Annotated in this window: 21 protein-coding genes and 1 pseudogene; 11 read left to right on the forward strand and 11 right to left on the reverse strand. The window is 63.2% G+C overall.

Features of this window, described 5'->3' with window-relative positions:
* Window positions 1-639 (reverse strand): lipid-binding SYLF domain-containing protein (locus AC52Q4_RS06975; RefSeq protein ID WP_495536079.1); only part of this gene is annotated, 639 nt, incomplete at its 3' end.
* A gap of 152 nt (window positions 640-791) precedes the next feature.
* Between AC52Q4_RS06975 and AC52Q4_RS06980 the strand changes: the two are divergent.
* Window positions 792-1453 (forward strand): annotated as a pseudogene (locus tag AC52Q4_RS06980) (IS630 family transposase); the annotation flags it as partial.
* A gap of 6 nt (window positions 1454-1459) precedes the next feature.
* Here the strand turns inward: AC52Q4_RS06980 and AC52Q4_RS06985 are convergent.
* Window positions 1460-3157 carry a hypothetical protein gene (locus AC52Q4_RS06985; protein ID WP_495536080.1) on the reverse strand — a complete coding sequence of 566 codons (1698 nt, stop codon included), beginning with the start codon at window positions 3155-3157 and terminating at the stop codon, window positions 1460-1462.
* 54 nt (window positions 3158-3211) lie between these two features.
* On the opposite strand from AC52Q4_RS06985, the gene AC52Q4_RS06990 reads away from it, so the two are divergent.
* Both AC52Q4_RS06990 and AC52Q4_RS06995 read left to right on the forward strand, forming a co-directional pair.
* A complete protein-coding gene (locus tag AC52Q4_RS06990; RefSeq protein ID WP_495536081.1) occupies window positions 3212-3520 on the forward strand; it encodes a hypothetical protein in 309 nt (102 codons plus the stop codon).
* Between the two features lie 3 nt (window positions 3521-3523).
* Window positions 3524-3697: a hypothetical protein gene (locus AC52Q4_RS06995; protein ID WP_495536082.1), complete on the forward strand. Its 174-nt coding sequence runs from the start codon at window positions 3524-3526 to the stop codon at window positions 3695-3697.
* A gap of 13 nt (window positions 3698-3710) precedes the next feature.
* Here AC52Q4_RS06995 and AC52Q4_RS07000 read toward each other — a convergent pair whose 3' ends face one another.
* On the reverse strand, window positions 3711-4838 hold the full coding sequence (locus AC52Q4_RS07000; RefSeq protein ID WP_495536083.1) for a sugar-transfer associated ATP-grasp domain-containing protein: 1128 nt from the start codon (window positions 4836-4838) through the stop codon (window positions 3711-3713).
* A 1226-nt stretch (window positions 4839-6064) separates the two neighbouring features.
* Here AC52Q4_RS07000 and AC52Q4_RS07005 point away from each other — a divergent pair.
* Window positions 6065-6610, forward strand: a complete 546-nt coding sequence (locus tag AC52Q4_RS07005; protein WP_495536084.1) for a hypothetical protein — start codon at window positions 6065-6067, stop codon at window positions 6608-6610.
* Window positions 6611-6790: 180 nt separating this feature from the next.
* On the opposite strand, the gene AC52Q4_RS07010 is transcribed toward AC52Q4_RS07005, so the two are convergent.
* On the reverse strand, window positions 6791-7876 hold the full coding sequence (locus AC52Q4_RS07010) for a class I SAM-dependent methyltransferase (RefSeq protein ID WP_495536099.1): 1086 nt from the start codon (window positions 7874-7876) through the stop codon (window positions 6791-6793).
* 114 nt (window positions 7877-7990) lie between these two features.
* On the opposite strand from AC52Q4_RS07010, the gene AC52Q4_RS07015 reads away from it, so the two are divergent.
* Entirely contained in the window at window positions 7991-9028 is a 1038-nt protein-coding gene (locus AC52Q4_RS07015) for a GlxA family transcriptional regulator (protein WP_495536085.1), read from the forward strand.
* 19 nt (window positions 9029-9047) lie between these two features.
* Here the strand turns inward: AC52Q4_RS07015 and AC52Q4_RS07020 are convergent, their stop codons facing one another.
* A complete protein-coding gene (locus AC52Q4_RS07020) occupies window positions 9048-10658 on the reverse strand; it encodes a protein adenylyltransferase SelO (RefSeq protein WP_495536086.1) in 1611 nt (536 codons plus the stop codon).
* Between the two features lie 347 nt (window positions 10659-11005).
* On the opposite strand from AC52Q4_RS07020, the gene AC52Q4_RS07025 reads away from it, so the two are divergent.
* Complete coding sequence (locus AC52Q4_RS07025; protein WP_495536087.1) at window positions 11006-11248, forward strand: hypothetical protein; 243 nt, start codon at window positions 11006-11008, stop codon at window positions 11246-11248.
* 117 nt (window positions 11249-11365) lie between these two features.
* On the opposite strand, the gene AC52Q4_RS07030 is transcribed toward AC52Q4_RS07025, so the two are convergent.
* Both AC52Q4_RS07030 and arfB read right to left on the reverse strand, forming a co-directional pair.
* Window positions 11366-13411: a diguanylate cyclase domain-containing protein gene (locus AC52Q4_RS07030; protein ID WP_495536088.1), complete on the reverse strand. Its 2046-nt coding sequence runs from the start codon at window positions 13409-13411 to the stop codon at window positions 11366-11368.
* Window positions 13412-13665: 254 nt separating this feature from the next.
* Window positions 13666-14079: an alternative ribosome rescue aminoacyl-tRNA hydrolase ArfB gene (gene arfB, locus AC52Q4_RS07035; protein WP_495536089.1), complete on the reverse strand. Its 414-nt coding sequence runs from the start codon at window positions 14077-14079 to the stop codon at window positions 13666-13668.
* 209 nt (window positions 14080-14288) lie between these two features.
* Here arfB and AC52Q4_RS07040 point away from each other — a divergent pair, with 209 nt between their 5' ends.
* The gene (locus AC52Q4_RS07040) at window positions 14289-15590 is read left to right on the forward strand and encodes a sensor histidine kinase (protein WP_495536090.1); all 1302 of its coding nucleotides are present in this window, start codon (window positions 14289-14291) and stop codon (window positions 15588-15590) included.
* Window positions 15591-16066: 476 nt separating this feature from the next.
* Entirely contained in the window at window positions 16067-16642 is a 576-nt protein-coding gene (locus AC52Q4_RS07045; RefSeq protein WP_495536091.1) for a hypothetical protein, read from the forward strand.
* An 82-nt stretch (window positions 16643-16724) separates the two neighbouring features.
* Here the strand turns inward: AC52Q4_RS07045 and AC52Q4_RS07050 are convergent, their stop codons facing one another.
* Together AC52Q4_RS07050 and corA are read right to left on the reverse strand one after the other, a co-directional pair.
* Complete coding sequence (locus AC52Q4_RS07050; RefSeq protein ID WP_495536092.1) at window positions 16725-18005, reverse strand: App1 family protein phosphatidate phosphatase; 1281 nt, start codon at window positions 18003-18005, stop codon at window positions 16725-16727.
* Window positions 18006-18221: 216 nt separating this feature from the next.
* Window positions 18222-19187, reverse strand: coding sequence for a magnesium/cobalt transporter CorA (gene corA, locus AC52Q4_RS07055; RefSeq protein ID WP_495536093.1), 966 nt, complete (start codon window positions 19185-19187; stop codon window positions 18222-18224).
* 330 nt (window positions 19188-19517) lie between these two features.
* On the opposite strand from corA, the gene AC52Q4_RS07060 reads away from it, so the two are divergent.
* Window positions 19518-21485, forward strand: coding sequence for an AsmA family protein (locus AC52Q4_RS07060; RefSeq protein ID WP_495536094.1), 1968 nt, complete (start codon window positions 19518-19520; stop codon window positions 21483-21485).
* 13 nt (window positions 21486-21498) lie between these two features.
* The gene (locus AC52Q4_RS07065) at window positions 21499-21957 is read left to right on the forward strand and encodes a hypothetical protein (protein WP_495536095.1); all 459 of its coding nucleotides are present in this window, start codon (window positions 21499-21501) and stop codon (window positions 21955-21957) included.
* A 16-nt stretch (window positions 21958-21973) separates the two neighbouring features.
* Here AC52Q4_RS07065 and AC52Q4_RS07070 read toward each other — a convergent pair whose 3' ends face one another.
* Window positions 21974-22354 carry a YajD family HNH nuclease gene (locus AC52Q4_RS07070; RefSeq protein ID WP_495536096.1) on the reverse strand — a complete coding sequence of 127 codons (381 nt, stop codon included), beginning with the start codon at window positions 22352-22354 and terminating at the stop codon, window positions 21974-21976.
* A gap of 133 nt (window positions 22355-22487) precedes the next feature.
* Window positions 22488-25388, reverse strand: a complete 2901-nt coding sequence (locus AC52Q4_RS07075) for an enoyl-CoA hydratase-related protein (RefSeq protein WP_495536097.1) — start codon at window positions 25386-25388, stop codon at window positions 22488-22490.
* 362 nt (window positions 25389-25750) lie between these two features.
* Between AC52Q4_RS07075 and AC52Q4_RS07080 the strand changes: the two genes are divergently transcribed.
* A partial coding sequence (locus AC52Q4_RS07080; protein WP_495536098.1) for an ATP-binding cassette domain-containing protein occupies window positions 25751-26351 on the forward strand: 601 nt, incomplete at its 3' end.

The following is a 26351-nucleotide window of genomic DNA, read 5'->3' on the forward strand; positions in this document are numbered from 1 at the left end:
GTTTTTTAGGTCAAAACCGTAGCCATATACCTGTCTGTTCTTATTATCGTTTATTATAATTGTGGCGCCTTCGATGTCGGCGCCGGCAAATAAGCCTTTCGATCTTTGTTGATAAGCGACAACTGAACCCGGTTTAATGAAAATCTCTTTATAGGCGGTTAATGTTCCGGCTGTGACTTCAATGTCGGCGCCTAACTCGACTTTTCCCTTCGCGAGCAAATTCAGGCCTTGGTCCATGAACAATAGGACAAGCTCCGTGGACTCTATTCCTACTTGAGGCCCGACACTCACAGTTGATAAGCTGAAGAAAACCGGCGCGGACCATTGATGTTCGTCGATTCTGCAGCTTACAATACCGTTGCCATAGCTGCCGGCCACCACCAACCCCAGCCTTAGTCGGCTTGGAACGACGGCGATACACCGACTGGCCCGAATAAGAATATCTGCAATATGGCGCTTGGAGCGCTGCTTCATTTCATCATCGAGGACTTGTGCAGCAGCTGTCGCTACTGCGTCGGCGTCAGGTTGACCGGTCTCGTTGCTGTCTGAATTTTGCTCAGGGCGGTGGTCTGTCATGGCAATTCCGGATACGGCCAACAGCACAATTAAGCATGCAATGGAAATGATCTTGTGCTGCATGGATTGCAATGCTCCCTTTGGATTTTTTGCATATGCTACACAACGGTCTGCGAAGGAACTCGCGAGCAAGTTGAATCGGTTGCTCGATCACGTTCGATGCCTCACGGTTTGGTCCGACGGGTGCGGGTTATTTTGATGGTGCTCGACACCAAGCCGATCGGGCGACGCACTGGCCGACGCGCAGTGTCTCCGAGGCTACAGGGATCGAAGAGCCAGGTTCATCGCTACGTTCAGCTCTTCGGCTTGCAACCCCACCGAACGAAATCATTTCAAGCTCTCCAATGACTCGTTTTCGTCGAGAAGGTGCGCGGCATCGTGGGGCCGTATCTGAATCCGCCGGAGAACGCGCTGGTGTTCTGCGCCGATGAGAAAAGCCAGGTGCAGGCACTCGAGCGCACCCAGCCCGTGCTCCCGATGGGCCTCGCCTACGTTGAAGGGATCACCCACGACTATGTCCGTCATGACACCATGACGCTTTTTGCCGCGCTCGGTACGGCTCGGGGGGAGGTGCTTGCCAAGTGCAAAAAGCGCCATCGCCATCAGGAGTTCCTAAGTTTCCTGCGCCACATCCAACCGAACGTCCCCAACCACCCCGATGTTCATCTGGTGCTTAATAACTACGCCACGCAAGCATCAAAAGGTGAAGAACTGGCTTACACGACGTCCCCGCTTCCGCGTGCACGTCACGCCGAACTACACTTCGTGGCTGAATCAGGTCGAGCGGCGATTCGGGCTTATCACCCAACAGGCGATTCGGCGAGCCTCCTATCGCATCGTGCACGAGCTCGTGAACAACATCGACCACTTCGTGGCTGGGTCTCTAGCTGGCCGCGGCCTGGCCGCGAAGAGCCCGCGCTGATCTATGGCTAACGCGTGCCGCGATATCATCCCAGTAACGACAAATCACCGCGAGCTTGTCAAACACCATACCAGCGGCTTCGATCTGCTGCGTGAGACGTTCCTCGGTGCTGGCGCCGATACTGGAATCGAAACAGACTCGCGAAGCAAGGCGCGCACCCGGGGCGATGCGCAGCGCTCCGGCCCACTGCCCATTGACCATACGAAGACGGACTGGTTGCCCAACATGGCAGCAAACGGCCGCATTGCTGCGATGAGCCGTGGCGGACTCCGGTAGGCACTCCGATATGTCGGTATTCAACCACTGATAAGCCGATGCCGCTTCGTCATAGGAAAGCAGGCGATTCCCGCGCTTGATCAGAAATGTGAATATCGTGGGAACAGCATCCCATGCGGAATCGTCGTGAATATCGCCACGCTGATAAGGAGGCGCCTCCACGAGTTCCACGTGCTCGCAACTTTGTATCTTTCGCCTGATTCGTTCCGCGAATCGCGCATACCATTGGCGGCGCGTATGCCGATCCACTGCAAAAAAGGCGCGCATCTCCCATAGCGCCGCACGCCAACGCAGGATCAGCCCGAAGTTCAGACCAGTTGAAAGGTGATCGGCCAAATGGCGCCATTCTTCGGGGATTTCATAACGTCCGCAGTAATGCGCTAAACCTGCTGCAAATGGTTCCGCTCTTTCCACTCGACGCGCAGCGGCTGGTGGAATTAGCAGAGCGCCCGAGAACGGTGGCCCGGTGAAGAACTTCGAGCCAGTAACGATAACGTAACATTCATTTCGCAGGTAACGGTGCAGATTTCTACGGCTCACGCGCATTTGTGCCGCATCGACAATGATGGATACTTTATCGACGTAACGGGCTCGCAGATCGACGACGAGGTCCATCTTCGGCGCGCCCAGTCCAGTCTTAGAGCTGTCGAGCAGATGAATAAGGACGGATTCGCCGCGCTCAATGCCCGCTTCCACCATCGACTGCAGATGAGTGGCTACCTCATCGTCAGGCAGCACATGCCCTGCGTCATTACGCAACTCGAGTTCCTGTACGCGCACACGTTCGCAATCCAGGCCATCGATCGCGCATCCGGGCTGCACCGCACCTCCGAGCGGAGTCGTGTGGTCGAAGTGCCGGCCCGCAGCGGCATGGCGGCTGCCGCTGCCAATCTCGCGAGGTGCGATCAGAATATTCAAAAGAGGGCCCTTGCTAGTATTGAACGCGCAGTGCACAGCGATCAGCTCGGCATCGGTTCCAGACGGAGAGAGTATGACCCGCACGCCGGGTACTTCTCCCAACTGCAGCGTCTCGGTCAATTCGTTCCGGATCCCTTTCATGGCTTCAGCGAATCCGGCTTCCAGCCGGCCCGCAGCGGCTGCGCTGAACAGTGCTTGGCGCTGGCGCTCAGCCGCCTGAAAGGCCAGATCAGAAATCGATGTGGCAGTGCAGGTAGAGAACGTCACAGCCCAGGGCCTCGGTAATGGGCTACAACCATACTTGTTCAGCCTGGAGTCGGCCTCCAGCAGAAGACGGGCGTCGCCCCCGAAAGTAAGCACGCGTTCGACCGGTTGGGCCAGCGTAAGCGCGTCTGCTACACGTCGGGCAATCGCTTCAAAATCGGCGGGGATAGAGGACAACCTTCTGTCGAGCGTGACGACCATTGGCCATGCGCCAATGAGACGCTCGGCCAGCGTTCGCGGAGAGACCCGCTCTCCGTGGGCCTGTTCGAGGGATGCGAAAACCTCGCGCAGTCGCGACGAACTGCGCTGCAGTACCCGTTGGCGATCATCGAATGGCATCTGTCGCCAGTAAGCATAAACGGTATGAAGAGCCAGCAGCGCAGCTGCCGCGGCCGCCGACTCGTCTTTGGCGCTCCGCAGCCAAGCTACGTGCTCCAGTCCGTGCCGCAGGTGAATCCGAGCGAGCGCGGCATCCTGCAGCAGGTCGATCCCGAGCGCAACGCGGCCGCCGTCGACCGCAAGATACACGGCACTGCTGCGAATCACGATCTCTACCTGCGGTAGCAGATGCGCAATCGTGGGATCCCCTATGACGGCGTCCAGCGCCATCCGTTGATGCTGATCGAGCGGCGTCTCCTGGGTATAGCGCGGCGTGCGTTTCAAGTCGCGATAGGCTTGGCGGATTTCGTTCACGACCTTACCCATTGGTTTTTCTCCCGCCCCGGGCAACGCGCAGCTTGAAGCGCGCCGCGGTTCATGTGTATCCATGATCGATCAACAATGCGCGCAGAGCGCCGCGATACAGTCCGGCATTGACCACCAACTGCGGTAAGCGCAGTCCGCCGATGATGTTGACCTCGAGAAGCACCGGGCCGCGATCCGTCAGCGCCACGTCCCATGCCTGCATTCTCAGCCCGGGTAGCGAGGCAGTTCCGCGCAGGCACAGATCCACTGCCTCCTCCCAATCCGGTAACGTGATGCCTACGAGTCGGCGACCGGTGTCCGGATGATCCGATACCACCCGACGAGCGAGTCCGAGTCCGGTGATGACTTCGCCCACTACGCCGCTGGAGGCATCCACGGGGGCGACCAGATTGCCTGGTTCCCAGTAGTTGTCGGCCATCGAGCGGCCTACCGCGATCTTCCATAGCGTGCTGATAAGCTTCGGCTCCGGATCGAGCACGGTAACCATCCGTACGCTACAGATCCTGCGTCCGCACAGGTCTTCGATTGAGGTATGAGGCTGCAGCAATTCCTGGAACAAGTAGCCTCCGGCCGACTTTGTGGCGGCTTGCGCCGCGAACTCCTCCACGGGAATCCTCGACCCGTTGACCAGCACCAGCTCGCCGGTAGCCGCATCCAGTTCCTTGACCGAATAAATGTCCTTGCCCCACATGCCCAATACCGGCTTTGCGATGAACGGATAGGAAACCTTGGAACGCAGGAATGCGGCGAGACTGGCGCCATCCCTCAGCGCCGGGAGCGATCCAAAAACGCGGACGGGATGAAAGAGCGCGTAGAGCTGCGGCGTTGGCAGTTGCATGGACAGGAACAGACCATGTGTCACCAGCTTGTCGTTGGCGATCGCATGCCACCGCCAGCTGCCGAATAGCTCCCACAGATCGTATTCCAGTTGCCGGCCGAGGAATTCACGCTTCTGTTCCCAGGTATAGCGCTGATCGTCGAATAGACAGTATTGGTAGTATTCATCCGGAGCCAGTCGGCCGCGACCTCGGCGCAGTGCCATGATTTCGGCGATTTGGCTCGTGATAGGCTTGCCGGATGCTTCCCGCGCCGCCTTGCCGTGCTCGCGAACCGCGCCCCGTATCACTTTCCAGTCAGCGACCAATGATCGAATACGATTCCTCAGCCTCCAGAACATGGTTCAGTTTCCGCCCACGCTGCTTGTGCGCGAATCTGTCAGATTCGCGCCAGGCGGGCCATCCGAGACATCGCAAAACCTGGACGAACGATAGCGGTTCCGCAATTGGACTATAGCCCGGTGGAGCTTATAGCCTGTCTTCGAGCTCCCTAGGCGAAGCGGCATCGGCGGTGTGAGCGGAATCTTAATTCCCGGCCGATCGGGAATCAGATTACCGGGCCAGAGTAGCCAGAGGTAGGCATAAACCCGGAGTATTCGCGAGCGGCGCGCGTTGCAGCGGGCGAGCGCATTGGAGAAGGCCTGCACGGCCTCCCGCAGGCGCTGCGGGAACATGGCGTCATTCGTATGAGTCGCCCATAGGGACGGAGGGATGGTCTTTTCTTGCTGACCGAATGCTTCACGTACAACGCTGGTGAAGCCCGCCAGTCGCCGCCGAGTGGGGCGATCATAGACGTTGTTCAACCGCCACGTTGCTGAGCTTATTGCCACATTGCCCCCCCGTTTTCCGGTCGCCAGGAATTCGGCTTCAGGACAATCGTCCCGATCCATATAGGAAGCGCGGTCGAGTATGGTGACGCTGAAGCTGAGCTGCTCCCCGATCGGGCAACCATCGCAATCCGAGTTGGACACCGCGTTGACTCCCTTTTTGGCCAAATGAGGCCGTCGAAAATGATTGTTTCTTGGCATCCGCACGCTGGCGTATAGGCATTATAAAACCGCTTTTTCGTCTTTTCCGTCCGAGGCACCCCACTCCCCGCGTCTATCCGAGCCTGCGTCGCGGTCGCGACGGATGGGCCTGTATGGGGGAGCTGAACGATAAGGCTGTCGCCACGTTCCAGCGCCACAGCCGGGACACACCGCACAACTGGTATTGCACAGAGCGGCCACGCTGACGTGCGCGGCCGCTGGCCAGTTCGATCACCGAGCCCTGGAACTACGACTGCACACGCGAGGAATCGATGTGAGTTGTGTTGCAGGAGCGGTAGACGAGCCCACCGGCTCTCCGGGGTTTTGAGAGATAGGGCCGTACCTTTTTGATCCGACGAGGCCGGACCGCTTCATTTTGGCACTTCAGTACGTTCTGCTCCAGTCGCCATACCTCCAGCTCGTCGTACAGCGATCGCTGCTCGTGCGGCATTCGGGTCAACTCTGTGAAGGGTTGCTGGTCGATCCGAAGTTGGTGCGGCTGGATAGTTCGCAGTGTTTCCAGAGCCGGCTCAGCGGCCATGCTCGGTCGCCCAATACCCAGCTTTACCCCCAATCACGTTGGAGGACCGGGGTCCGCGAGTCTGCCGGCCAGCATCCTGGGCGTCGAGGTTGGTGGCTATGGCATCGGCTGGTTCGATGAGCGCTTGGAGCTTATCGAGGGACGGATCGATCTTGATGGCCAGATGAGGCGCTCGTTTGAGGTAATGGGGCTGGACCCAGACATGTCCATTTGCTCTAATAGCCGGGCCATGACACGCCCCGATACTCAAGCCGATGGCGGCCGCCGAGGAATCCTCAGCCTGATCATGCATGCATGGGCGATGCTCGGTTTCGCCTGTGCGATGGCCATTATCGTGATGGTGGCTTTTGGCGTGCTGGGGACATGGGGACTCTACCTGGGCGGCGTGGCGCTGCTCGGAGGCCCGGCGGGATTTTTTTCCCTGACCCGGCGCGGGGCGCCGGTACGCGCGTTGCCCTTGTTGCTGCCCTTCGCCAGCATGCTTGTCGGCGCTCTCGGGTTATTGGTGTCGGGCTGGACGTTCATGATGCTAGCCCGGCATTGAAGCGCGCGCCTCCCTGAAGCCGAAATTGCCCTCGTCCGCCCGTCCGAGGTGTGTTGCCGCCGTTTCGTACACAGCATCGTTGGAGATGCCGGTCCCAGCACCCCACTTCGAGACGGATGAGCGGTTTCGCGCCGGCTCCGCCGCCGGAGCGGCGCCCATGCGGCGGAGGCGGATGGTATTTCACACGCGACAGACGTAGTAATCGTTGAATGCATCGTGGGGCAGGCGGTGTACCACGACGTCCTCGAAACCGGCGCGGCGCAGGTAATCCAGCGCCCGCTCCCGCCCCCACATGGTACCGAGGCCCTCGCCGCCCTGAGCGAGCGAGACGCTCATGCAATGCATGCAGGAGACGGCGTACAAAAACGTGCCCAGGGGATGGTCGCGATCGTCGTGATGGTGACTGGAGCCGTGAATGTCCTGGGCGAGATAGACGCCGTCCGGCGCAAGGCTACGCCGGATGCCCGTGAGCACGTTGAGTGGGCGCGCCTGATCGTGGATGGCATCGAAGGTCGCGACGAAATCGAACGCGCCTACTTCTGCCGTCTCGTCGAAGTCGCTGAGATCCCGCGCCTGAAAGCTCACGTTGGCAAGCCCCGCCGCTACGGCACGCTCGCTCGCCCACGTGACGGCCTCTGTCGAGAGGTCATAGCCCGTGAAGCGACTTTGCGGAAAGCGCTGCGCTAACTGCAATAGTGCCTTGCCCCGGCCGCAACCCGCGTCGAGTACGCGAATGCCCGTCTCCAGCCGTTCGGTCAGATCGGCGGCCAATGGCAGGATGGAATCGAAGAGCACCGGCAGCACGGTTTGACCGCTGTCCTCGGCCATGACCTCGTGAAAGCGGGCATAGCGCTCATATGGCACCCCGCCGCCGTTGTAAAAACATTGCAGGATTGCCTCCTCCACGCCAGCGAGCTGCGGGATAAACTGCGCGTAGACGGCGAGGTTGGCGGACCCGTGGTCGGTCAGCAATGCGGCATATTCGCCCGGCAGGCGGTATGTCGCCGCGCGTGGCTCGATCTCGATGACTCCGGCGGCCACCATCGCACCGAGCCATTCGCGCACGTAGCGCTCGTTGAGACCGGCACGCTCTGCGATCGCCTCGCTGCTCAGCCACGGGGCGCCGCTCAGGGTATTGAAAAGGCCGGTGCGGTGGCCGAGCGAGATCATCAGTAACAGCCCGCCCTCGTTCAAGGCATTGACGAGGCGTGCTTCGAAAGCCTCGGTGCGATCGGCGGCGGGAATCCGCTCGCCCGTCGTGCGCATTGGGTTCGTCATGTGAGCCTCCGTGGCCGGTTTGGGGTGATTGGCAGGGAAACGTTACGGCCGGCTCACTGCAAATGATAAAGTCATTTGGGACCGAAACCGGCCGAATCCGCCATGTCTCGAACCGACCGGCTGCTCGACGTTGCGCTCCTTGCCGTGCCGGAGGCCACCGCCTCCACGCTCTACGGCATGTACGACCTGCTCTGTTCGGCCGGCCGGGACTGGAGTTTGCTGATCGAGGGCACACCGGGTAAGCCGCGCATCCGTCCGACCATCGTGTCCGCCGACGGCGAGGGATTTCACGCCGCCAACGGCGCCTGGGTCGCGCCCCAGCGCGCGCTGTTACCGGAGCACGTCCCCGATGTGGTGTGCGTTCTCGAGGTGTTCGTCAGCCCCGGCGCCTGCCTTGTCGGACGTTATCCCATGGAATACGAGTGGCTGCGGCGCTGCTATTCTGCGGGCGCCACCCTGGCGGCGGCATGCACCGGCGCTCTGCTGCTTGCCGAGGCGGGTTTGTTGGACGGTCGTGACGCCACGACCCACTGGGGCTATTGTGACGCGCTGGCGAGCCGCTACCCCAAGGTTCGCGTTCACCCGGAACGTGCGCTGGTGATCACCGGCGAAGGGCAACGCATCATTATGGGCGGGGGCGGGACATCCTGGCTCGATGTGGGCTTGTTCGTCGTGGCGCGTTTTCTCGGAGTCGAGGAGGCGATGCGGCTCGCTCGGCTCCACCTGGTGGATTGGCACGAGGTCGGCCAGCAGCCCTTCGCTGCGCTCACCCGCAGCCGACAGGCCAGCGATGCGCTAATCGCCGAGTGCCAGGTATGGGCCGCTCAACACTACGACCGGAACAACCCGGTTGCGGAAATGGCGCGTCTTAGCGGGCTCGGGGCGCGCTCGCTCGCGAGGCGTTTCACGCGCGCCACGGGCATGTCACCGATGGAGTACGTCCAGACCCTGCGCCTGGAGGAGGCCAAACACCTCCTGGAAACCTCGGAGGAGCCGATCGAGGCCGTGGCGAATCTGGTGGGCTACGAGGATACGAGCTTTTTCGGCCGACTCTTTCGCCGCAAGGTGGGGCTGACGGCCGCGCAGTACCGGCGCCGCTTCCAGGCGCTGCGTCGCCGGCTCGAAGCGGGGGCCGTGTAAAGGGTTCGCCGGCGCACGCTCACGAGCTGCAGGAGAGCATGGAACAGCCCGCGCGCTCGCGCGCCCATTCCGGGCGCTTGGCGGCGAAGTGCTCCTTGTCCGGCTGCTCGTCATAGGGGCGACGCAACAGCTCCAAGAGTTCATGCAACAGCGAATAATCGCCCTGCTCACAGCGATCGATGGCGAGCTGGGCGAGGTAGTTGCGCAGCACGTACTTGGGGTTGGCGCGGTTCATGCCTGCCTGACGCTCGCGATCGCCACCCTCCTGCATGCTCACCCGTTCGAGGTAGCGGCGCAGCCAGGCGGTGGTGCGGGTCCTGTGCTCGGCGCTCAGGGCCTCGGGCGCATAATAGGCGGGCATGAGCGGTTCGAGCAGCGCCTCATCGCTCGCCTGCCGGTGTGCGGCATCGAGCCGGGCAAGATGGCGATGAAAAAGCGTCATGTCCGTCTCGACCAGCTGCATGACCTCCAGCAGTTCGGTGAACAGCGGCTTGTCTTGCGCGGGGTCGACGCGACTGAGCCCGAGCTTGCTCGCCATCATCGCCAGCCATGCGGGCTCGTATTCCTTGGCGTAATTCGCGATGGCCCGCTGCAGCGGATCGGTTTGGCCGACCACCGGGAGTATGGCGTTGGCGAGCTGAGTGAGATTCCACAGGGCTACCTGCGGTTGCTCGCCGAAGCGGTAGCGCCGGCCGACGGCGTCCGTCGTATTGGGTGTCCAGTCCGGGTCGTAGCCCTCCAGCCACCCATACGGGCCGTAGTCGATGGTTTGGCCGAGAATGGACATGTTGTCGGTGTTCATCACGCCATGCACGAAGCCGACCCGCATCCAATGCACGACCAGGGTCAGGGTGCGCCGGCAGACCTCTTCGAACCACGCGATGTAGGTCTTTTCGCCCGGTTCGCCGAGGTGGGGGAAATCGGTTCGGATCGTGTAGTCCATCAACTGGCGCAATAGCTTCGTGTCCTGATGCGAGGCCAGTATCTCGAAGTGACCGAAGCGCGTGAAGCTCGGTGCCACGCGACAGACGATGGCGCCCGGCTCGGGCGCCGGCCGCCCGTCGTAGAACATGTCCCGCATGACTTGTTCACCGCTTAGCACCAGGCTGAGCGCGCGGGTGGTGGGTACGCCCAGATGATGCATGGCCTCGCTGCACAGAAACTCCCGCAGCGACGAGCGCAGCACGGCAAAACCATCGGCCTGCCGAGAATAGGGGGTGGGGCCGGCCCCCTTGAGCTGCAGCACCCAGCGCTCACCGCGGGCGTTGACGATTTCGCCGAGATTGATAGCCCGCCCGTCGCCAAGCTGACCGGCCCAGGCGCCGAACTGGTGTCCGCCGTAACAGGTCGCGTGCGGGTCCATGCCTGGCAGCAGGCGGTTGCCGGCGAAGATATCGGTGAAGGCCTCACTTTGGCACTCGTTTTCCCCGAGATCGAGCAGCGCCGCCGTCTCAGGCGAGAAGGCCACCAGGCGCGGCGCGGCCACGGGCCGCGGCTGCACTCTAGAGTAGCAGGCACCGATTACCACGCGGCGCCGGTTGTGACTTTGCGGGTCCGCCGGCAGCTCACGGGTGAAGCGGTTGTCGAAGACAAGGCGTGTCAGTGTCGAGTCTTCCGGTTCGGTGTTCATGCAAGTGCGACCGATTGCGGGTGTTCAATGAAACAGTATGCCAGCCCCACGGGCCGGAAGCTTGTCTTGTGCTCGGCGCCGGTGATCTGTTGGATTTCAGAAGCAAGTACCGGGATGTTTGTTGTTTCCCGGAAAACACAGATCGGGGTGCCAACGCCTATTCTAAAGCCGTCTGTGCCGGGGAAACAAAAAATATCCTTTTGATAAACATGATCATAAAAATTAAATCGATTGTAATGAGCAAATTGGTATAGCTATTGCATTTTTCAAGGGCGAGAGAGCAAAGCAGCTCTCGAATAAAGGCTCAGTCAAGCAACAACCGAAACGATTTCCAGGAGAGCAAGAAAATGGCAAACCTCATGATATCTGACCTCAGCGCGACCGAGACTCTGGACCGGCAGGCGAGCCTGCGGGTGAAAGGCGGCTGGTACGGCGGTTACCTCAAGCGCTACCCTTTGTACCCGAGCCATATGACGAAGAAGGTTACCGAGCAGTTCCAGTCGGCTCATATCAACAACACGGCTGTGGGACTCGGCGGTCACAACACCTTCAATCTCAACGGGGCCATCGTCCAGACGCAAAGCGCCTGAGGCGCCCGAGCCAGCCAGAGCGAAGCGGCGGGGGCTATCCACTCCCGCCGCTTGCCCTCCCGCACATTGCCCGAGCCTGCGGCAGTTCGGGGGCAAGAAAAGGGTGGGCTTAGCAGCCTACTGAGAATGCCCGGAGGCCGGCGCGCGCGCGTCTGACGCTTGCGCCGAGTCTGCCTTCAGCACCATATATTCGCTGCGATTTCGACCCTGACTTTTCGCGCGATAAAGCGCCTTATCCGCGGCCTCAACGAGATCGCTGGTCGACAGCGTCGCCTTCGGCACGGTGCAGGCCAGACCGATGCTTACCGTTACGTATTTTGCGGCAGTCGAATCCTCGTGCGGGATCGCCAGATTCTCGATGGCTTCGCGTAATGTCTCCGCCGCCTGTCTTGCACCGTCGATTCCCACCAAAGAGAGCACGACGACGAATTCCTCACCCCCGTAGCGGGCCGCCAAGTCCCCGGCTCGCCGCGAGGTCGCCGCGATCTCGGCGGCAATTCTTTTCAAGCAGGCGTCCCCGGCTTGATGGCCGTATCGGTCGTTGTATCGCTTGAAGTGATCGATATCGATAAACAGCAACGCAATCCGAGCGTTGCTCCGCATCAATCGCCGCCATTGCTGGTCAAGAAATTCGTCGAAGTGCCGACGATTGGCCAGGCCGGTCAAGCTATCACGAATGGACAGTTCCCGGAGGTGGCCTTCCGCCCATTTTTGCTGGGTAACGTCCTGGCCATACGCATAAATGATGTCGCTCGCGGGAAGCGGGGTCAGGACGAAGGAGTAGACGGCGCCGTGATGCTCGATCTCCAGGGCTCGATGGCGGCCGTCACGGAAAATGCGCGCCGCCATATCACGCCACTCCAGCAACGCCAGGTCTCCGTTGGCATCCCGGAGGCGCTTGAGAAATGGCAATGCCGGCCTGTTCGCGTAGCCGATGGTCCAGGGCCTGTCTATGCGCAGCACCGGCATGGGGTTCTTATCCGGAAACATGGCCAGTGTCTCGATCTGTCTTGCCGTCCTGCGGCGCAGGGTCAGCAATCCGGCGAGTGTGGCGCCGGCAATGGCGACGGTGAGTACCAGCGCCGACACGAACAAATCGCGGGTGGCGTAATAGGTTGCAAGCGCTTCCTTCTCGTTGATCTCGGTCGTGAGCCCGATCCCGAGCTGCTCGTCCCACAGCCAGGCCCCGAGGACTCTCACGCCGCGGTAATCGCGATAGCCCGACGCCGAATGACCGGCTTGACGCGCAATCGCCGCGCGAACCATCTTCGTTACCGGGCGCTGCGCGAGCGGCACGCTCGGAGTCTCTCCTGCCGTCAGGTCGACCCCCGGATCGCGGATCGTCACATGGAGCACGCTCGAGGCGTTGTCGCGGATGAGGCCGATCTCTCGCAGTTGCTCGGTAAAGCGGCTCGCGGTGAGCATGCGTGCCTGCCGATCGAAGAAATAGGTCTCTCCGGACCGACCGATGCGCCCAATGTGAGCCACGTCACTGAAAGTATTGAGGGGGTCGATACGGATTATCAGCGCGGCGAGAACCGAACCATCGGCGCTGGTAATGGGCGCCGCGGCGAACATGGAGGGCCGCGAGGCGCCCGCTTGGCCATCACCATCGGAGCCCGGTTCAGGGGCAAGCGGCGGGACGATCACGGCATCGCCGTCAAAGAGGCGGGTCATAAGGTCCGGCCGCCGGCGAGCAATCAACTCCACCGCCCGTGAATCGGGTCGATTCGACGCGATGCGTCTCAGGCGCGGTTCGACGATGAAATAGGGCCAGTCGCCGTGGCCGCGCAAAATCTGCTTCAGCTGTTCTCGTACCGCGATACCCCCGGCAGGCGCCGCGCGCTGTGGCCGTCCCGGCGCAGCGCGCAGGATAGAGCTCACGAGCGCTTGCAACCCGTGGTCCTCCGTGATGTTCTGGAGCCGTTGCTTGCGCACGTTTACCCACATCCGCAACGTTTCATGGGTCGCCCCCAGGGTGGTATCGAGGCTTTGCACGAACTGCTCGCGCAGCGTGGACTCGAACCGCGTCACAATCACCGCGCCCCACGGCGCGCACGCCAGCAGGGGTAGGGCAACCAGCGCGACCGTCATGGCGTCGCGACGCCATGCGCGGCCTGCGCCGCCCGGGTGGCGCTGGTTCACTTGCTCATACGGATCCATGCAACATTCGCATCGCGATAACAATTTCGGCAAGCGACACTAGCGAGAGATCGTGCGATCAGCCGCCTGTGGGTCGCGGGCCAGTCTCGGCCACCGCGGCAAGGGTGCAAATCCGGGTGGCCGCTTGGCCAGCGCCGGGAAAAGTTACGCCACTTGCGCGAACCCTAGCACAGTTGGCGGTTTCGGCCTTGACCTGGATCAGGCGAGAGGCGGCCGCCTGAGAATCCATACCGCGCGCGTGACGCTGCGGGGGCCTAAATCACAGGTTTGCCGCGCAACGCCTTGATTCGACCGTGCTTGGCCTTCTTCTCCAGGCGCCTTTTGCGGGCGCTTCGCGTCGGCTTGGTCGGTACACGGGGCTTACGCGGTGCCATGACGCTGTGGATCAGATCCCGCAGGCGATTCAGGGCGTCTTCCCGGTTAGCCTCCTGGCTGCGCCGGCGCTGCGCCTTGATGACCAGGACGCCTTCCTTGCTGAGGCGTTGATCGCTCAGCGCTAATAGCCGTTCACGGTAGCGTTCCGGGAGGGATGAGGCGCGGACGTCAAAGCGCAGATGAATACCGCTGGCGACTTTGTTTACGTTTTGACCACCTGGGCCCTGAGCGCGGATCGCGCTGAACTCGAGCTCATGCTCGGGGATCTGTATTCGCGGCGAGATTCTCAGCATTTCGGTAGCCGGGCATCAGCCCATGACTTATATTGATTGCGTTTGACACGCGCGTGGCGCCGTGGGCCCTTGCTCGTTTCGAGCGGCGCGGCGATTCGCTGAGCGGTGTGTCAAGTGAATCTACAAAGGCGTAGGGCGCTCATCATAGCGTCGCCGCGCGCGGTCTCGTGCGTGCGAACCATCAGACGATCTCAGCGTTTACGGTGCCTATGGTAGCAGGCTTGCGCGAGCCGGGCAGGAAGCGGATGTTGGAAGAAATCAAGCGGCAATTGGTCGGCATACGGTTACGGCCTGATGCATTGGGTTCGGGAGGGTTACAGTTCAGGCGTCTGCTGGAGACGCTGCCGGTCGGGGCCTACATGTGCGACCCGCAGGGGCTGATCACCTATTTCAACCCGCGTGCGCTCGAGCTATGGGGCCGGGCGCCGAAGCTGAACGATCACGAGGACCGATTCTGCGGTTCTTTCAAGCTGCGCACGCCGAGCGGCACCTTGCTTTTTCACGAGCAGTGCTGGATGGCACGCGCGCTGCGCGAGAACTTGGAATACAACGGCCATGAGATCGTCATCGAACGTCCCGACGGTTCCCGCCGCAATGTGCTGGCTTATGCGAATCCCATCCGCGATGAATCGGCGAACCTGCTTGGGGCAGTGAATTTGCTGGTCGACATCAGTGAGCGGAGGCAAGCCGAGTTGGAACGCGAGCGGCTGCTGCTCGATCTGGACGCGGAGCGCACCCGGCTGAGCGAGCTTACCGCCAACCTGGAGGAGCGGGTATCGCAGCGCACGGCGCAGGTGCGCAATCTGGCGGCGGCACTCAATTTCTGCGAGCAGCGCGAGCGGGCGCGTATCGCGCAGGTTCTCCATGATGATCTCCAGCAACTGATGTGCAGCCAGCTCCTGCGGGTGGATGCCATACGCCGCGAGCTTCCGGATGAGCTGCAGAGCTCGCTCGCCGATGTGCTCGACGGCATGCGCGAGCAGATGCAACAGGCGATTCGCGTCTCGCGGATCCTGGTCACAGAGCTCAAGCCACCGGAGATGAAAACCAACCATTTGTCCGAGGCGCTATGGTGGCTCGCCGGGCACATGCGCGAGGCGCACGGTCTGCAAGTCAGATTTACGCCGCAGGAGGCTGGGGAGATCAACAACACCGAGACACGCGGCGTGCTCGTGCAGATGGTCAGCGAGCTCCTTTTCAATGTTGTCAAGCACGCCGAAACCAAAGAGGCCGAACTCGCTTTGTATCGCGAGAACGGCGAACTGGTACTGCGGGTCGAGGACCGGGGCCGGGGATTCGATGCGGGAACGCTGCTTGCCTCCGGCAAGGAAGGCGGTGGGTTCGGTTTGCGGGGCATATCCGACCGGCTGGTGATGATTGGCGGGCAATTGTCAATTGATTCGATACCGGGTGTCGGCACGCGCGTCGCCCTGCGCATTTGCGGCGAGAGCAGCGAGGTCGGCGAGCCGGCGAAGGTGGCGTCGGCGGGAGCTGGCGCAGCGCTACCGTAGCGCCTACCCGACGGCTTCGGTGCCCTTGAGGTGGCGACGGCCGCCGCCTGCGGGGATGAGAACCCGGTGGCAAGGCTCAAGCGGCCTCAGAGCGTTTCGGGCGCCCTCCCTTCACAGACCGGGGTCAGCTTCGCGTGAGTCCCTGAATGCCGGCGGATTATCGATCCGGCATGTTTCCCTATTTTTCCCTTGTTGGTTGTCTACACCTCGAGCGCCAACCTGATCGAGCGGCGCTTGGGTGCCCCGGCTCTGCTCCGGAATGGGCGTTGCGGACTTTGCTGGTGCGGACCGCTCGAGGGGAGGAATGCGTGCCACCATGGTATAGGGGCCCTCTTGGATGAGGAGCACGCGCCCGGAGCGTAGACGAGAGCTAATGGTGTTACCTTCTGGGCCGGCGATTGCGGGCTAAAGCGGGTTCCGCTATGGTCTAAATCGTTATGTCGGGTGAGAGCCGGTTTGCCCTGAGAGGGTGATCTATGTCCACGTTGAGGTTCCTTGTCGGGCTCGTCATCGTCCAGGGTGCGACAGCGATGCTCGTCGTCGCCGCCATGCAAACTCCGGCCGTCAACTGGGCGCTCTTCGCGGTGCTGGCGTTGATCGCAAGCTTTCTGACCGCCTTTTGGTTCGCGTCCATCGCCAATCATATAAAAAAGGATGCGCTCGCGCGCCTGAGGGAAGAATCGGTACGGGAGCGCGAGCAATTGCTGGTGTCCACTGAGAAAGAAAAAAACCGCGCATTTCAGCAAACTTATAAAGAATTCAACAAAGAGACGAGCCGCGCTCACGCCAAGGCGAATTTCAAGGTGGGGGCGGCGGTTGTCGGCGCCGTGGGCGTCGGTGTGGGACTGCTCTCGCTGCAGTTCGTGACCTTGGGCCTGCTGCCCTTGTTCGCAGCGGCGGGCGGGGTGGCAGGATACGGGTTACGCGCCCGCCAGGAGTCTCGGGTACGCAAAGGAAAATTGAAAGGCATTCTCCCCCGCCGCCGGCCAATGAAGTCAATCGAGTCGGAGGCTTCCGTGTCGATTGCCCCACCCAGAAAAGCTTCCCGGTAATGCGTTAAGCGCTACCAAGACGGCGAAGCGCTGCATTGCGGCGCGCCGAGGGAAGGTACTAATCTCGAAGCGGTGGCGTGCATCAACCTTTCTGCTCCCGTCGCTCTATCCCGTCGCCGGACTGCGCGGCGGTATCAGTCGGTCGGGCGTTCTCCTTGGTCTTTCGCGACCGCGCGCTGCGGCGCCCGCGTGTCCCCCTCGCAGTCCCGCCTGCGGAGGCGGTGGCCCCGTGGACTTCGGGGCTGGGACGGGCCAGCGCTTCACCTTGTTGTGCTTGGCGTTCCACGGCGATAGCCGCTGCCGCGGTGGGCGAAATCAGCCCCTCCTGCGCTGCATGTTCGGCCATGCTGAAGCTGTCCGCGGCCAGCACCAACGTGCTGCCGGCGGCGGCGACTTGCTCGGCGAGCTCTTCGATTTCCTGGGTACGGCGCGCGGCGCGCGTGATGGCGCGAATGTAGATCGCGTGTACCTTGCCGGGGTACTCCTGGATCACGCGGGCGTAGGTTTCCGGATCGTGCTGTCCGCTATCGCCGATCAATACGCATGGCAAGTCCTTGTACAACGTCAGCATGTGGCGGATCAAATCAAGCTTGTGTTCCTTGGCCCGGCGTGGCAGCGGACGTTGCACGGTCAGCCCCCACTCCCGCAGGAAGAGCAATGGGCCGCCGGGGATCTCATGGAGTTTGAAGAAGGCATCCAGCATTTCGTAGATGCTCCAGGGGCCGCGCGAGACGAACAGTAGGGGATTCGTCTCATGGCCCGAGACGCCCTGATGCAGCGCGCGGTAGAAGGCGGCGACGCCGGGGAAGATCACGCGGCTGGAGGCGTCCTGAATGAAAAGCCGCCACAGCATCATCACCCTGTTGGCGACGCCGGTGTACATCACCGTGTCGTCGATGTCGCTGATCACCACGAAGCGGGCCGAAGCCGGCGGGATGAACACCTCGGCTTGGCACTTGAGGCCGATAGCGGGTTCCAAGACCTCGATCTCGAGCGTGTGCCACAGACGCCCGGCGGCGGGTGCCGATCCCGGGGCCATCTGTATGCGGAAATAGCCGTCGCGGTCCGTCGTCGTTTGCGTTTCGTTGCCATAGAAACGTGCGGCAAGGCGTACCGCGGGCGCACCCCGGCGAGTGAAATGCTTGGCCGCGGCCAGAAAATCGTAGCCCAAACCACGTTTTGCCCGCAGGGCCTCTCCCAAACGGGATTGACGCAGCACGCGCCCGATGACGAAAATCTGCTCAGTCGAGCCGTAGCCCCGGTACGGATGTAATACCAGGCCACTCTTCTGTGCATCGACCCTTGCCGGCTTGCTGAGGACGCGTAGCGCGCGCCACAGCGCGTGGCGTTTACCGTGGCTCATAATCGCCGCTCAATCTCAAAGAACCCGAATCAGTGTACCAACTATATAGAGGGTCGGGGCGGAGCAGGGCAATCCACGTACGGATGGTGCGGCCTGTGGCGCCGCGGTAGGCGAGCGCGTTTGGAAGGGGAATACAGACGGCGATGCACCCGCGAAAGCACGAGCGTCATGGTGGCCGGCACGCGTCGTTGCTCGCTCTTCACCGATCCTATTACCTCAAAGCCACTCGGCGCGCCGGAACCGGTAGTAGAGATATCCGCAGACTGCGATGATGACGGCGAGCGCGACCGGATAGCCGTATTTCCAGTCCAGCTCGGGCATGGCCTTGAAGTTCATGCCCCAGATCCCGGCGAAGACCGTGGCGACCGCGAAGATGGCCGCCCAGGCGGCGAGCCGTTTGTTCACCTCGGATTCATCGATGGCGATCATCGACAGATTGACGTGAATGGCGGTTGTTATGGTCTCGCGAATGGTCTCGACGGTGGTATTGATGCGCTGGAGGTGGTCATAGACGTCCCGGAAGTATTCCTGCGTGTTGCTGCACAGGGAAGGTACACGTCCGCCGAACAGCCGCCCCGTTGCGTCGGTCAGCGGGACCACGGCATGCCTGAGCGCCATGGCCTTGCGCTTGAGGCGGTAGAGGCGCTGTATGCTGCTGCGCTCTGAACCCTTGGTGAGCATCTGCTCTTCGAGTGTCTCGAGCTCCGTCTCCAGCTCCTCGGCCACTGGGAAATAGCGATCGACTACCGCATCCATCAGCGCATAGAGCACGAAGGCGGAGCCGTGGCGCAACAGATGCGGCTCGCGCTCGCAACGGGCACGTACGCTGAGCAAGCTGTGTTGGCTGCGACTGCGCACCGAGACCACGTAATTCGCGCCGACGAACACGGCTATCTCACCTTTACACAGCTCGCCGTCGGCCAGCTCGATGGTATGCAGGACGACGAACAAGGAGTCGTCGTATTCCTCGATCTTGGGGCGCTGGTGACCGTGCTGGGCGTCCTCCACCGCCAGCTCGTGGAGTTGAAACTCCCGTTGCACCTGAGCCAGCTCGACGGCCTCGGCGTCGCGCAGCGCAACCCAGATGAAGCAACCCGGACGCTTGAGATACGCGCCGATCTCCGAGATCGGTATGTCGCGCAGCTTCTTACCTTCCTGATAAGCGACGCAGTTAACAAGCATGAGTCGACTCCGCAAAGCTCGGCTACGGCGCAGTCAAGTCTACCAGAGCCCCTGAGCAGTCAGCGCGGGCGCTAGCGTTGCGAAGCCCCTTGATCGCACTGCGGCGCCGGCCTGGCGTCGCTCGGCCGGTTTTGAGTCACTGCGGGAGAAAACTTGTCTCACACAGTAACGGCTCTCCGGCGGAAGGTGTTGCCGGCCCGACCGATACGTTTCGCCCGGCGCCAAGCGCCAGGGTCGGGTTAGGCCTCTTCCCGCGTGCTGGCCGGTGTCTCCCATCGACGAGTCTGCTGGAACAAGAGTATCGATGCCCTCGCCCGGTCGAACCCTAATATGCTCAAGCGAATTCTGATCGGACTCCTCGCCGTCGTCGGATTCATGGTCATCGCGGTGTTTGTCTTCGTCGCCGTCTTCGACTGGAATCGTCTGCGTGAGCCGATCGAGGAGGCGCTGAGCGCCGCCACCGGGCGCGAGGTGCGGATTAACGGCGCTATCGACGTGGAGTTAGGTTGGGTGTTGCGGCTTGTCGTGAACGACCTGGAGCTTGCCAATGCCGAGTGGGGCCAGCGGGCCAATATGGTGACGATCGATCGTACGCTGGTGGCAGTGGATGTGCTCTCGGTATTCGGTGAGCCCATCCGGTTGCCGCGGATTGAGCTCGAGGCGCCGCGTATCTTTCTACGCCGGCGCAGCGATGGGACGGCGAACTGGAACCTCGGCGGGCCCGCTGAAGAAATAGCCGCCCCGGAAGGGCGCGGCGAATTCCCGCGCATCGGCCGCCTGAGCATCAAAGGCGGCCTGCTCGACTATGCGGACGCGGCGGCCGGGATCGATATCCGGGCTGACGTCAACTCCGTGACCGGTGGCACCGGCGGCGAGTCGGTGGAGCTGAAGGGTTCCGGAACCGTGAAGAACCGTCCATTCGAGGTGTCTTTGACCGGCGGTTCGCTCACACAGCTTCATCGCAAAGACGTGCCTTATCCGGTTAACGGCCGGCTGCGGATCGGCGAGACGCGTGCGACTGTTTCCGGGGAGCTGCGCAATCCGCTCGAATTCGCCGCGTTTGACCTGCGCTTGAAGATCAGCGGCCAGAACGCCGCCGAGCTCTATCCGCTGACCGGCCTGGCCGCGCCCGCCACGCCGCCTTACCGCCTGCACGGGCGTCTGGACAAAAACGGTGATGTGTGGCGATTCCGCGAATTCGAGGGCCGGCTCGGCGACAGCGATCTAGCCGGTACGCTGCGCGCGGACCTCTCCGGCGAGCGTCCTCGGGTCACGGGTGATCTGCGCTCGCAGAAGCTCGATTTTGACGATCTCGGCGTGGCGGTGGGTGCGCCCTCGGCGACCGGCAAGGGCGAGACCGTGAATCCCACCCAGCGCCGACTCGCCGAGCGCTACGCCGAGCGCTACGCCGAGCAAAGGCGTGTCCTGCCGGACGCGCCTGTGGACTTGGCGCGGGTGCGGGCCATGGATGCCCACGTCAAATTCAGCGCGAGCGAAGTACTGGCGCCTGGCTGGCCGCTCGGGGATGTCGAGGTCACGCTGGACCTCGACAGAGGGGTGCTCGCCCTGTCGCCGGCGAAAATGGCGGCGGCGGGAGGGAAGATTGCTTCCGAAATCAGCATCGACGCCCGCCGCACGCCCGTTACCACCTATTGGAATATTCGCGTGAGCAGCTTCGATCTGGGGCAGGTCGCCGAGGGTATGGTGGGTGACGGCGAGGTGGTGGGGCGATTGCAATTCCAGACCACGGGTCAGTCCATCCGCGAGGCGTTGTCGACGGCGAACGGCGATGCCGCATTCGTCATCGACGACGGCTGGATGAACGCGCTCGCCATCGAGGCGCTCGGCCTCGATGTGCTGGAGACGCTGATGGTGCTCGACGTCGGTGAAAAGGAGCCGCCGACCAGGGTGCCGTTGCGTTGCACCGTGGCGGCATTCGGCATGGTCGATGGCCGCGTGCAGACCAGGGCGTTTCTTATCGACACGAGCGACAGCCTGATTACGGCGGACGGCGAGGTCAATTTCGGGACGGAGCGGTACCGGATGCAGCTGCTGGCCCATCCGAAAGATGTCGGCGTGCTTACCGCGCGTTCCCCGATCGAGGTGTCCGGGACGTTCCGCTCGTTCGATGTTGGGGTATCGGCTGGGGCACTCGCCGTGCGCGCGGGCACGGCGGCCGTGCTGGGGGCGGTTCTGACACCGGCGGCCTCGGCGCTTGCCTTCATGGAACCGGGGCTCGCCGAGAATGCGCCCTGCAAACGGCTGATCGACGAAGCGCGCGTCGGCAGCGCGGACTGACGGAGCGCCGTCGATGAGGCGATCACAACGACCCCTTCCGACGCTCAAGCGATGTGCCGCGCTGGCACTCGCGGCGCTTGTAATCGGCTGTAGCATCGGCCGGGAGGAGGAGCTTAGCGTAGAGGAGCAGATCGAGGGCGTCGGAGCGGGTGCCAAGGCCGATGGCCCCCACGTCGCGGGTGCCGCAATCAGCCGCGAGCTCGTCGGCATGGGCCGCGAGGCGCTGCAGGCGTGCGCCGGGGCACCGCACGAGCGCTTTGCCACGGACCCCTCGGTCGGCTTCGAGCAATGGGTCTATCAGACCGAGCCGGCGGCTCAGGGTGCCTCCGAGCGCTATTGCAAGGCGCTGTTCAGCCTGAACAAGGGCCGCGTCGCCAACGTCGTCTTCACCGGCCGTGACGGGACTCGCATCGAGGACATCTCGCAATGCTCGGCGCTGATCGATGCCTGTCGCCAGGGAGGGCGGAAGTGACCACGCGCCGTGGCGTTCAGCGGTCGGGCTTGTGCTCCCATTGCTTTTTGAGATCGGCGAATGGTTTGTAGGTGCCTCGCGAGACGTGCGAGCCCGCCCCCTTACCAGGGCTGCCCGACTGCAGCTGACGGCTGTGCTCGTTTTCGTGGCAGTAAACGCAGAGCAACTCCCAATTGCTGCCATCGGGCGGGTTGTTGTCGTGGTCATGATCTTTATGGTGCACCGTCAGCAGGGACAGATTGCTGCGGTCGAACTCGCGTGTGCAGCGCGCGCAGACCCACGCGAAGAGCTTCAGCGCCTGCGCGCGGTAGCCGCGTTCGCGCTGCGCGCGCTCACGCTGCGCCGCGGCCACGAGCCGGTCGAGCTTGGCGGCATCGGGAGGGGGTTTTTTCGGCATGTGGATGTCCTCAACCAAAGCCCACGGCACAACTCCGGTGCGTGCGGGAAGGAAGGCGCCTCGATCGTTGCGTTCCACTACCCTTTGGCCTTACGGATCCGTCGGGCCTTCCCCCTAGCCGTTTGACCGCGTTTCAACGCCCGCGTTGCACCTTCTGGCTCCCCCAGCGCACGATAAGATCATCGACGCTTGTCAGACCCTTGCTCGGCAGGGCGTGATTGAGCATCGCTCGGCCCGCCTCGCCGGTGAGGGCGTCGAGGCGATTCTCCCAAAGCACCTGATGGGCGTCGGGGCATTCGTGCCAATCGAACAGATGCACCGGACCAGCCTCGATAATCCCGCTCTCGACCAGCCGGCGCGCTTCCTCGGCTTCGGCGGAATTGCACAAGTGACTCCCCAGGATGCGGGCGCTCGGCATGAGGATGCGCCGCTCGCCGTGGCTTACCGCTGAGGCATGGAAGCTATACCGTCGTCCCGCCATATCCTCACAATAGACGATCCGGCCGGTATGAGGCCGTAGCAGCCGGGTGGAAACGTCGAGCGTGTCCTGCGCGGCCCGCTCGACAATGAGATCGGCCACGCAGTCGGAGGTGCCGGAGCACTTGAGCAACCGCGCGAGGGCCCGGGCCAGGGGCCTCACGGTGTGCTGTGTCAACGTGCGTGTCGCCTCGTTCTCCGCGCCGGCCGCGGTCCGCTCCGGCGCCGCATTGGGCGAGCGAAACGCGGGCTCGCGGCGTTCCAGTGTCTCGATGGAGAGGATGCCGGCAAGCCCATCTCCCAATCCCAGGGAGCGCAAACGCTCGCCCTGGCCGTCGGTGCGGGTCACCACGGCAACGCGCGCCCGAGTGGCGCGGAGGGCGTCCAGCAACTGTCGCCCCACGGGGTCGTCGTCCTTGGCGTCCGTGCCGTAATAGGCGACCACGGCCTCGCCCGGGCGGAGCCTGGCACGGCGCAGCATCTCTGCCGGGTCGGCCTTGCCCGGTTTGCCCAGGAACGTCAAGGGGCCGCTCGTCGATGCCTCTTGCACGGCGATCACGCCGCCCTCGGCGAGGGCTTGGAAGCTGCGGGGAAAGACATCCTCGTCGCCATGGGAGACGGCATAGTCGATCAACGCCTGGTCGTTTTGCGCGCGCACCGCCTCGCGCCAAGCCTCGCCCTGCGCTTGCCATTGCGCCCAGCGATCGGGATCGGCGGGCACCGGAGTGAAACCGCCGGCGAGGCGGTCCGCCGTGCGGTCGACGGCGCTCGCTCCGCGCTTGCGCGCGGTCGCGGCGTGTTCCTGGTTGCCTACGAGCGCCGTGGTCGCCACGCCGAAGGCGATGCCCAGATCGACCGCCCAGCGAGCGCTCTCGCGCGCCGGATCCTCCACGAGCATGCGCTTGCCGGAGCGGATCCCGAGGATGCTGAGAAGACAGCGATAGGCCGTGCCGGCGCCGAGTAGGAAACTGCCCGCCGCCTCGAGCGGCAATCCGGCGGGCAGCGCGAGACATTGCGGCCCTTGGACGCGCAGGAACTGCTGATGGGAGCCGTCGGGCGTATCATAGCCTTGGTGGACGAAGCGCGCCCGCATCGAGTCCGCACCCGCTTGCGGGTCGAGCAGCTCGAAGCGCCCGGGGTGGACGCTCACCACGTCACCGATGCGCAGGCGGCCCTCCGCCTGGACGCCTTCGCCCAGCTCGACCACCAGGCCGAGGCCGCCGGAGCCGGTGATGTGCTCGTCCTCATCGTGCAGTTCGAAGACGCAGCGCGGGCGGCCGGTAATGGCCGCGACATCGGTGCGCTCGATCGGCGAGGCGAGCACGTAGAGCAGCGCCTCGTTCGGTCCGGGCCGTTCGACTTCCACGACGATTTCTTTCTCTTTCTCCCGCGGCGCGCCGTGGTCGGCTTCGCCGGTGGCGGGATCCTTCGCCACCGCCCACGCGTACTGCATCTGCGGCAGCGGAGTCACTCCGGGCGCGAACGGGCTGCCGAGGGGCAGGAGCCAATATTCATCCTCCAGGCGTTTGAGCTCTTCGGCGCTGAATTGGGGGCGGCGGCGCAGCGGCAGCGGCGGAGAACGCTTTTCGAGGAACAAGCGTATGCCTTTCTTGCCGCCGTGCTCGGGGTCCATCACGAAGCGGGTGAAAGCGTCGACCTCGGCCGCCAGACCGGCTTCGATCCCCTCCTCGAGCCCCGTCTTGACCACCTCGATGATGGCTTCGGCGACCTTGCCGCGGCCCGCGTAGCGGGCCTGCGCCAGACATTGCTGCAGATACGGGTCCTGCTCGATCTCCGCCCAGTCCAGCACCTCGGATTCGTCCCACTGCGAGCGCTGCTGGCGGCGGAACCCCATCGCTTCGGTCACCGGGGTTTGGCTTCCACGGGCACATTGCGCGGCGAGCAACCGGGCCCGGCTGAGCACATCACTCGGACCGGCGACCACTTCGTCGAGCAAGCCGGCGTCCTTGGCGATATCGGCGCGGATCACGCGCCCGGAGAGCAGCCAGCCGAGCGCAACCGGGATGCTGGTCTGGGTGTCCGCAATCGCCGCTTCCAGCAGACGCGGCAGGCGCTGGGTGCCACCGAAGCCCGGTGGCAGAAACAGCCCGATCTCCGGCTGACCCATCCGCGTGCGCTCGTTGCCGATGCGGTAGTGGCAAGCCATGGCGAGCTCGCAGCCCCCGCCCAGCGCGACACCGTCGATGGCGGCAATCACCGGTTTGCGCATGGCCTCGATGCCGGCGAGGAGCGAGTGCGCCTTGGCGGCCAGTGCCCGCGCCTGAGCCGGCTCTTTGAGCGTCGTCAGCAGCTCGCGGATATCGGCGCCGGCGCAGAAGGCGCCCGGTTCGCGGGCGGTGAGAACGACGGCTCGGACCTCCTCGTGCGTTTCCAAGTGCTCGAGGGTCCGGGCGAGCGCGTCCAGGACCCGCTCCGAGAGGGCGTTCACGGGCGGGTGGTGAAGCAGCACGGTGGTGATCAATGCGCCCTGGCTCGCCGGCACGCGGTCGTAGCGGGCACGTATGTATTGCTCGTCCTCGAATACCGGCTGCGGCATAGGGCATCTCCTGAGGTTGATCTCGTGTGCTGCGCAGAGCACGGGCGCGAGCGAGCCACCGTGATGCCGGCGCTGTGCGCGCCGCCGTGGCCGCTTGATGCAACGGTGCTGGCCCGATCCTAACGCGTTAATGGCCGACTCAGAAGGGTGGAGTGGCGGCGAGCTGGCATAACGTCCGCGGCAGGCTCGCGATCAATGGCAAGGGCACTGAGGCGCGGGTTTGCCGCCACCTTCGCCGCTGGCCGTGAGGGCTGCGAGCACGATTGCAAGCGTCGGTGCGCTTTCGTAGGCTCGATGGCAATACACCGCGCCTGCGGCCGGTTGCCGCGCGCCGTCACGGGAGCGCACTGTACGATACTGATATGAACACCGATTCGGAGCCCAGCGCGGTCCGATTCCTCCGTGTGCACAAGCAATTCGCCGGGCACTGCCTGTTTCGCGAGCTCGATTTGGCGTTGCCGCCACAGCGCATTACGGCGGTGGTCGGTGCGAGCGGCTGCGGCAAATCCACGCTGCTGCAGCTCATCAATGGCCTGCTCAGACCGGATTCCGGGAAAGTGCTGGTGTTCGGCGAGGCGCTGGACTACGCTGATTTGCCGCGCTTGCGCCGGCGTATCGGCTATGCGGTGCAGCAGATCGGTCTGTTCCCGCACCTCACCGTGCGCGGCAATATGGCCATCCTTGGCGAGCGGGAGGGGTGGCCGTGCTCGCGGTTGCACGCTCGCATCGAGCAGCTGATGCAGATGATGGAATTGCCCCGGACGTTGCTTGGGCGGTATCCGCATGAGATTTCCGGCGGCCAGGCCCAGCGCGTCGGGTTGTGCCGGGCGATGATGCTCGAGCCCCCGTTATTGCTGCTCGATGAGGCGTTCTCCGCGGTCGACCCGATCACCCGCGCGGAAGTGCACGAGCGCTTCCAAGCATTGCAGCGCGCCGAGCCTCGTACCGTCGTCCTCGTCACCC

Source organism: Nitrococcus sp., from assembly GCF_059432795.1.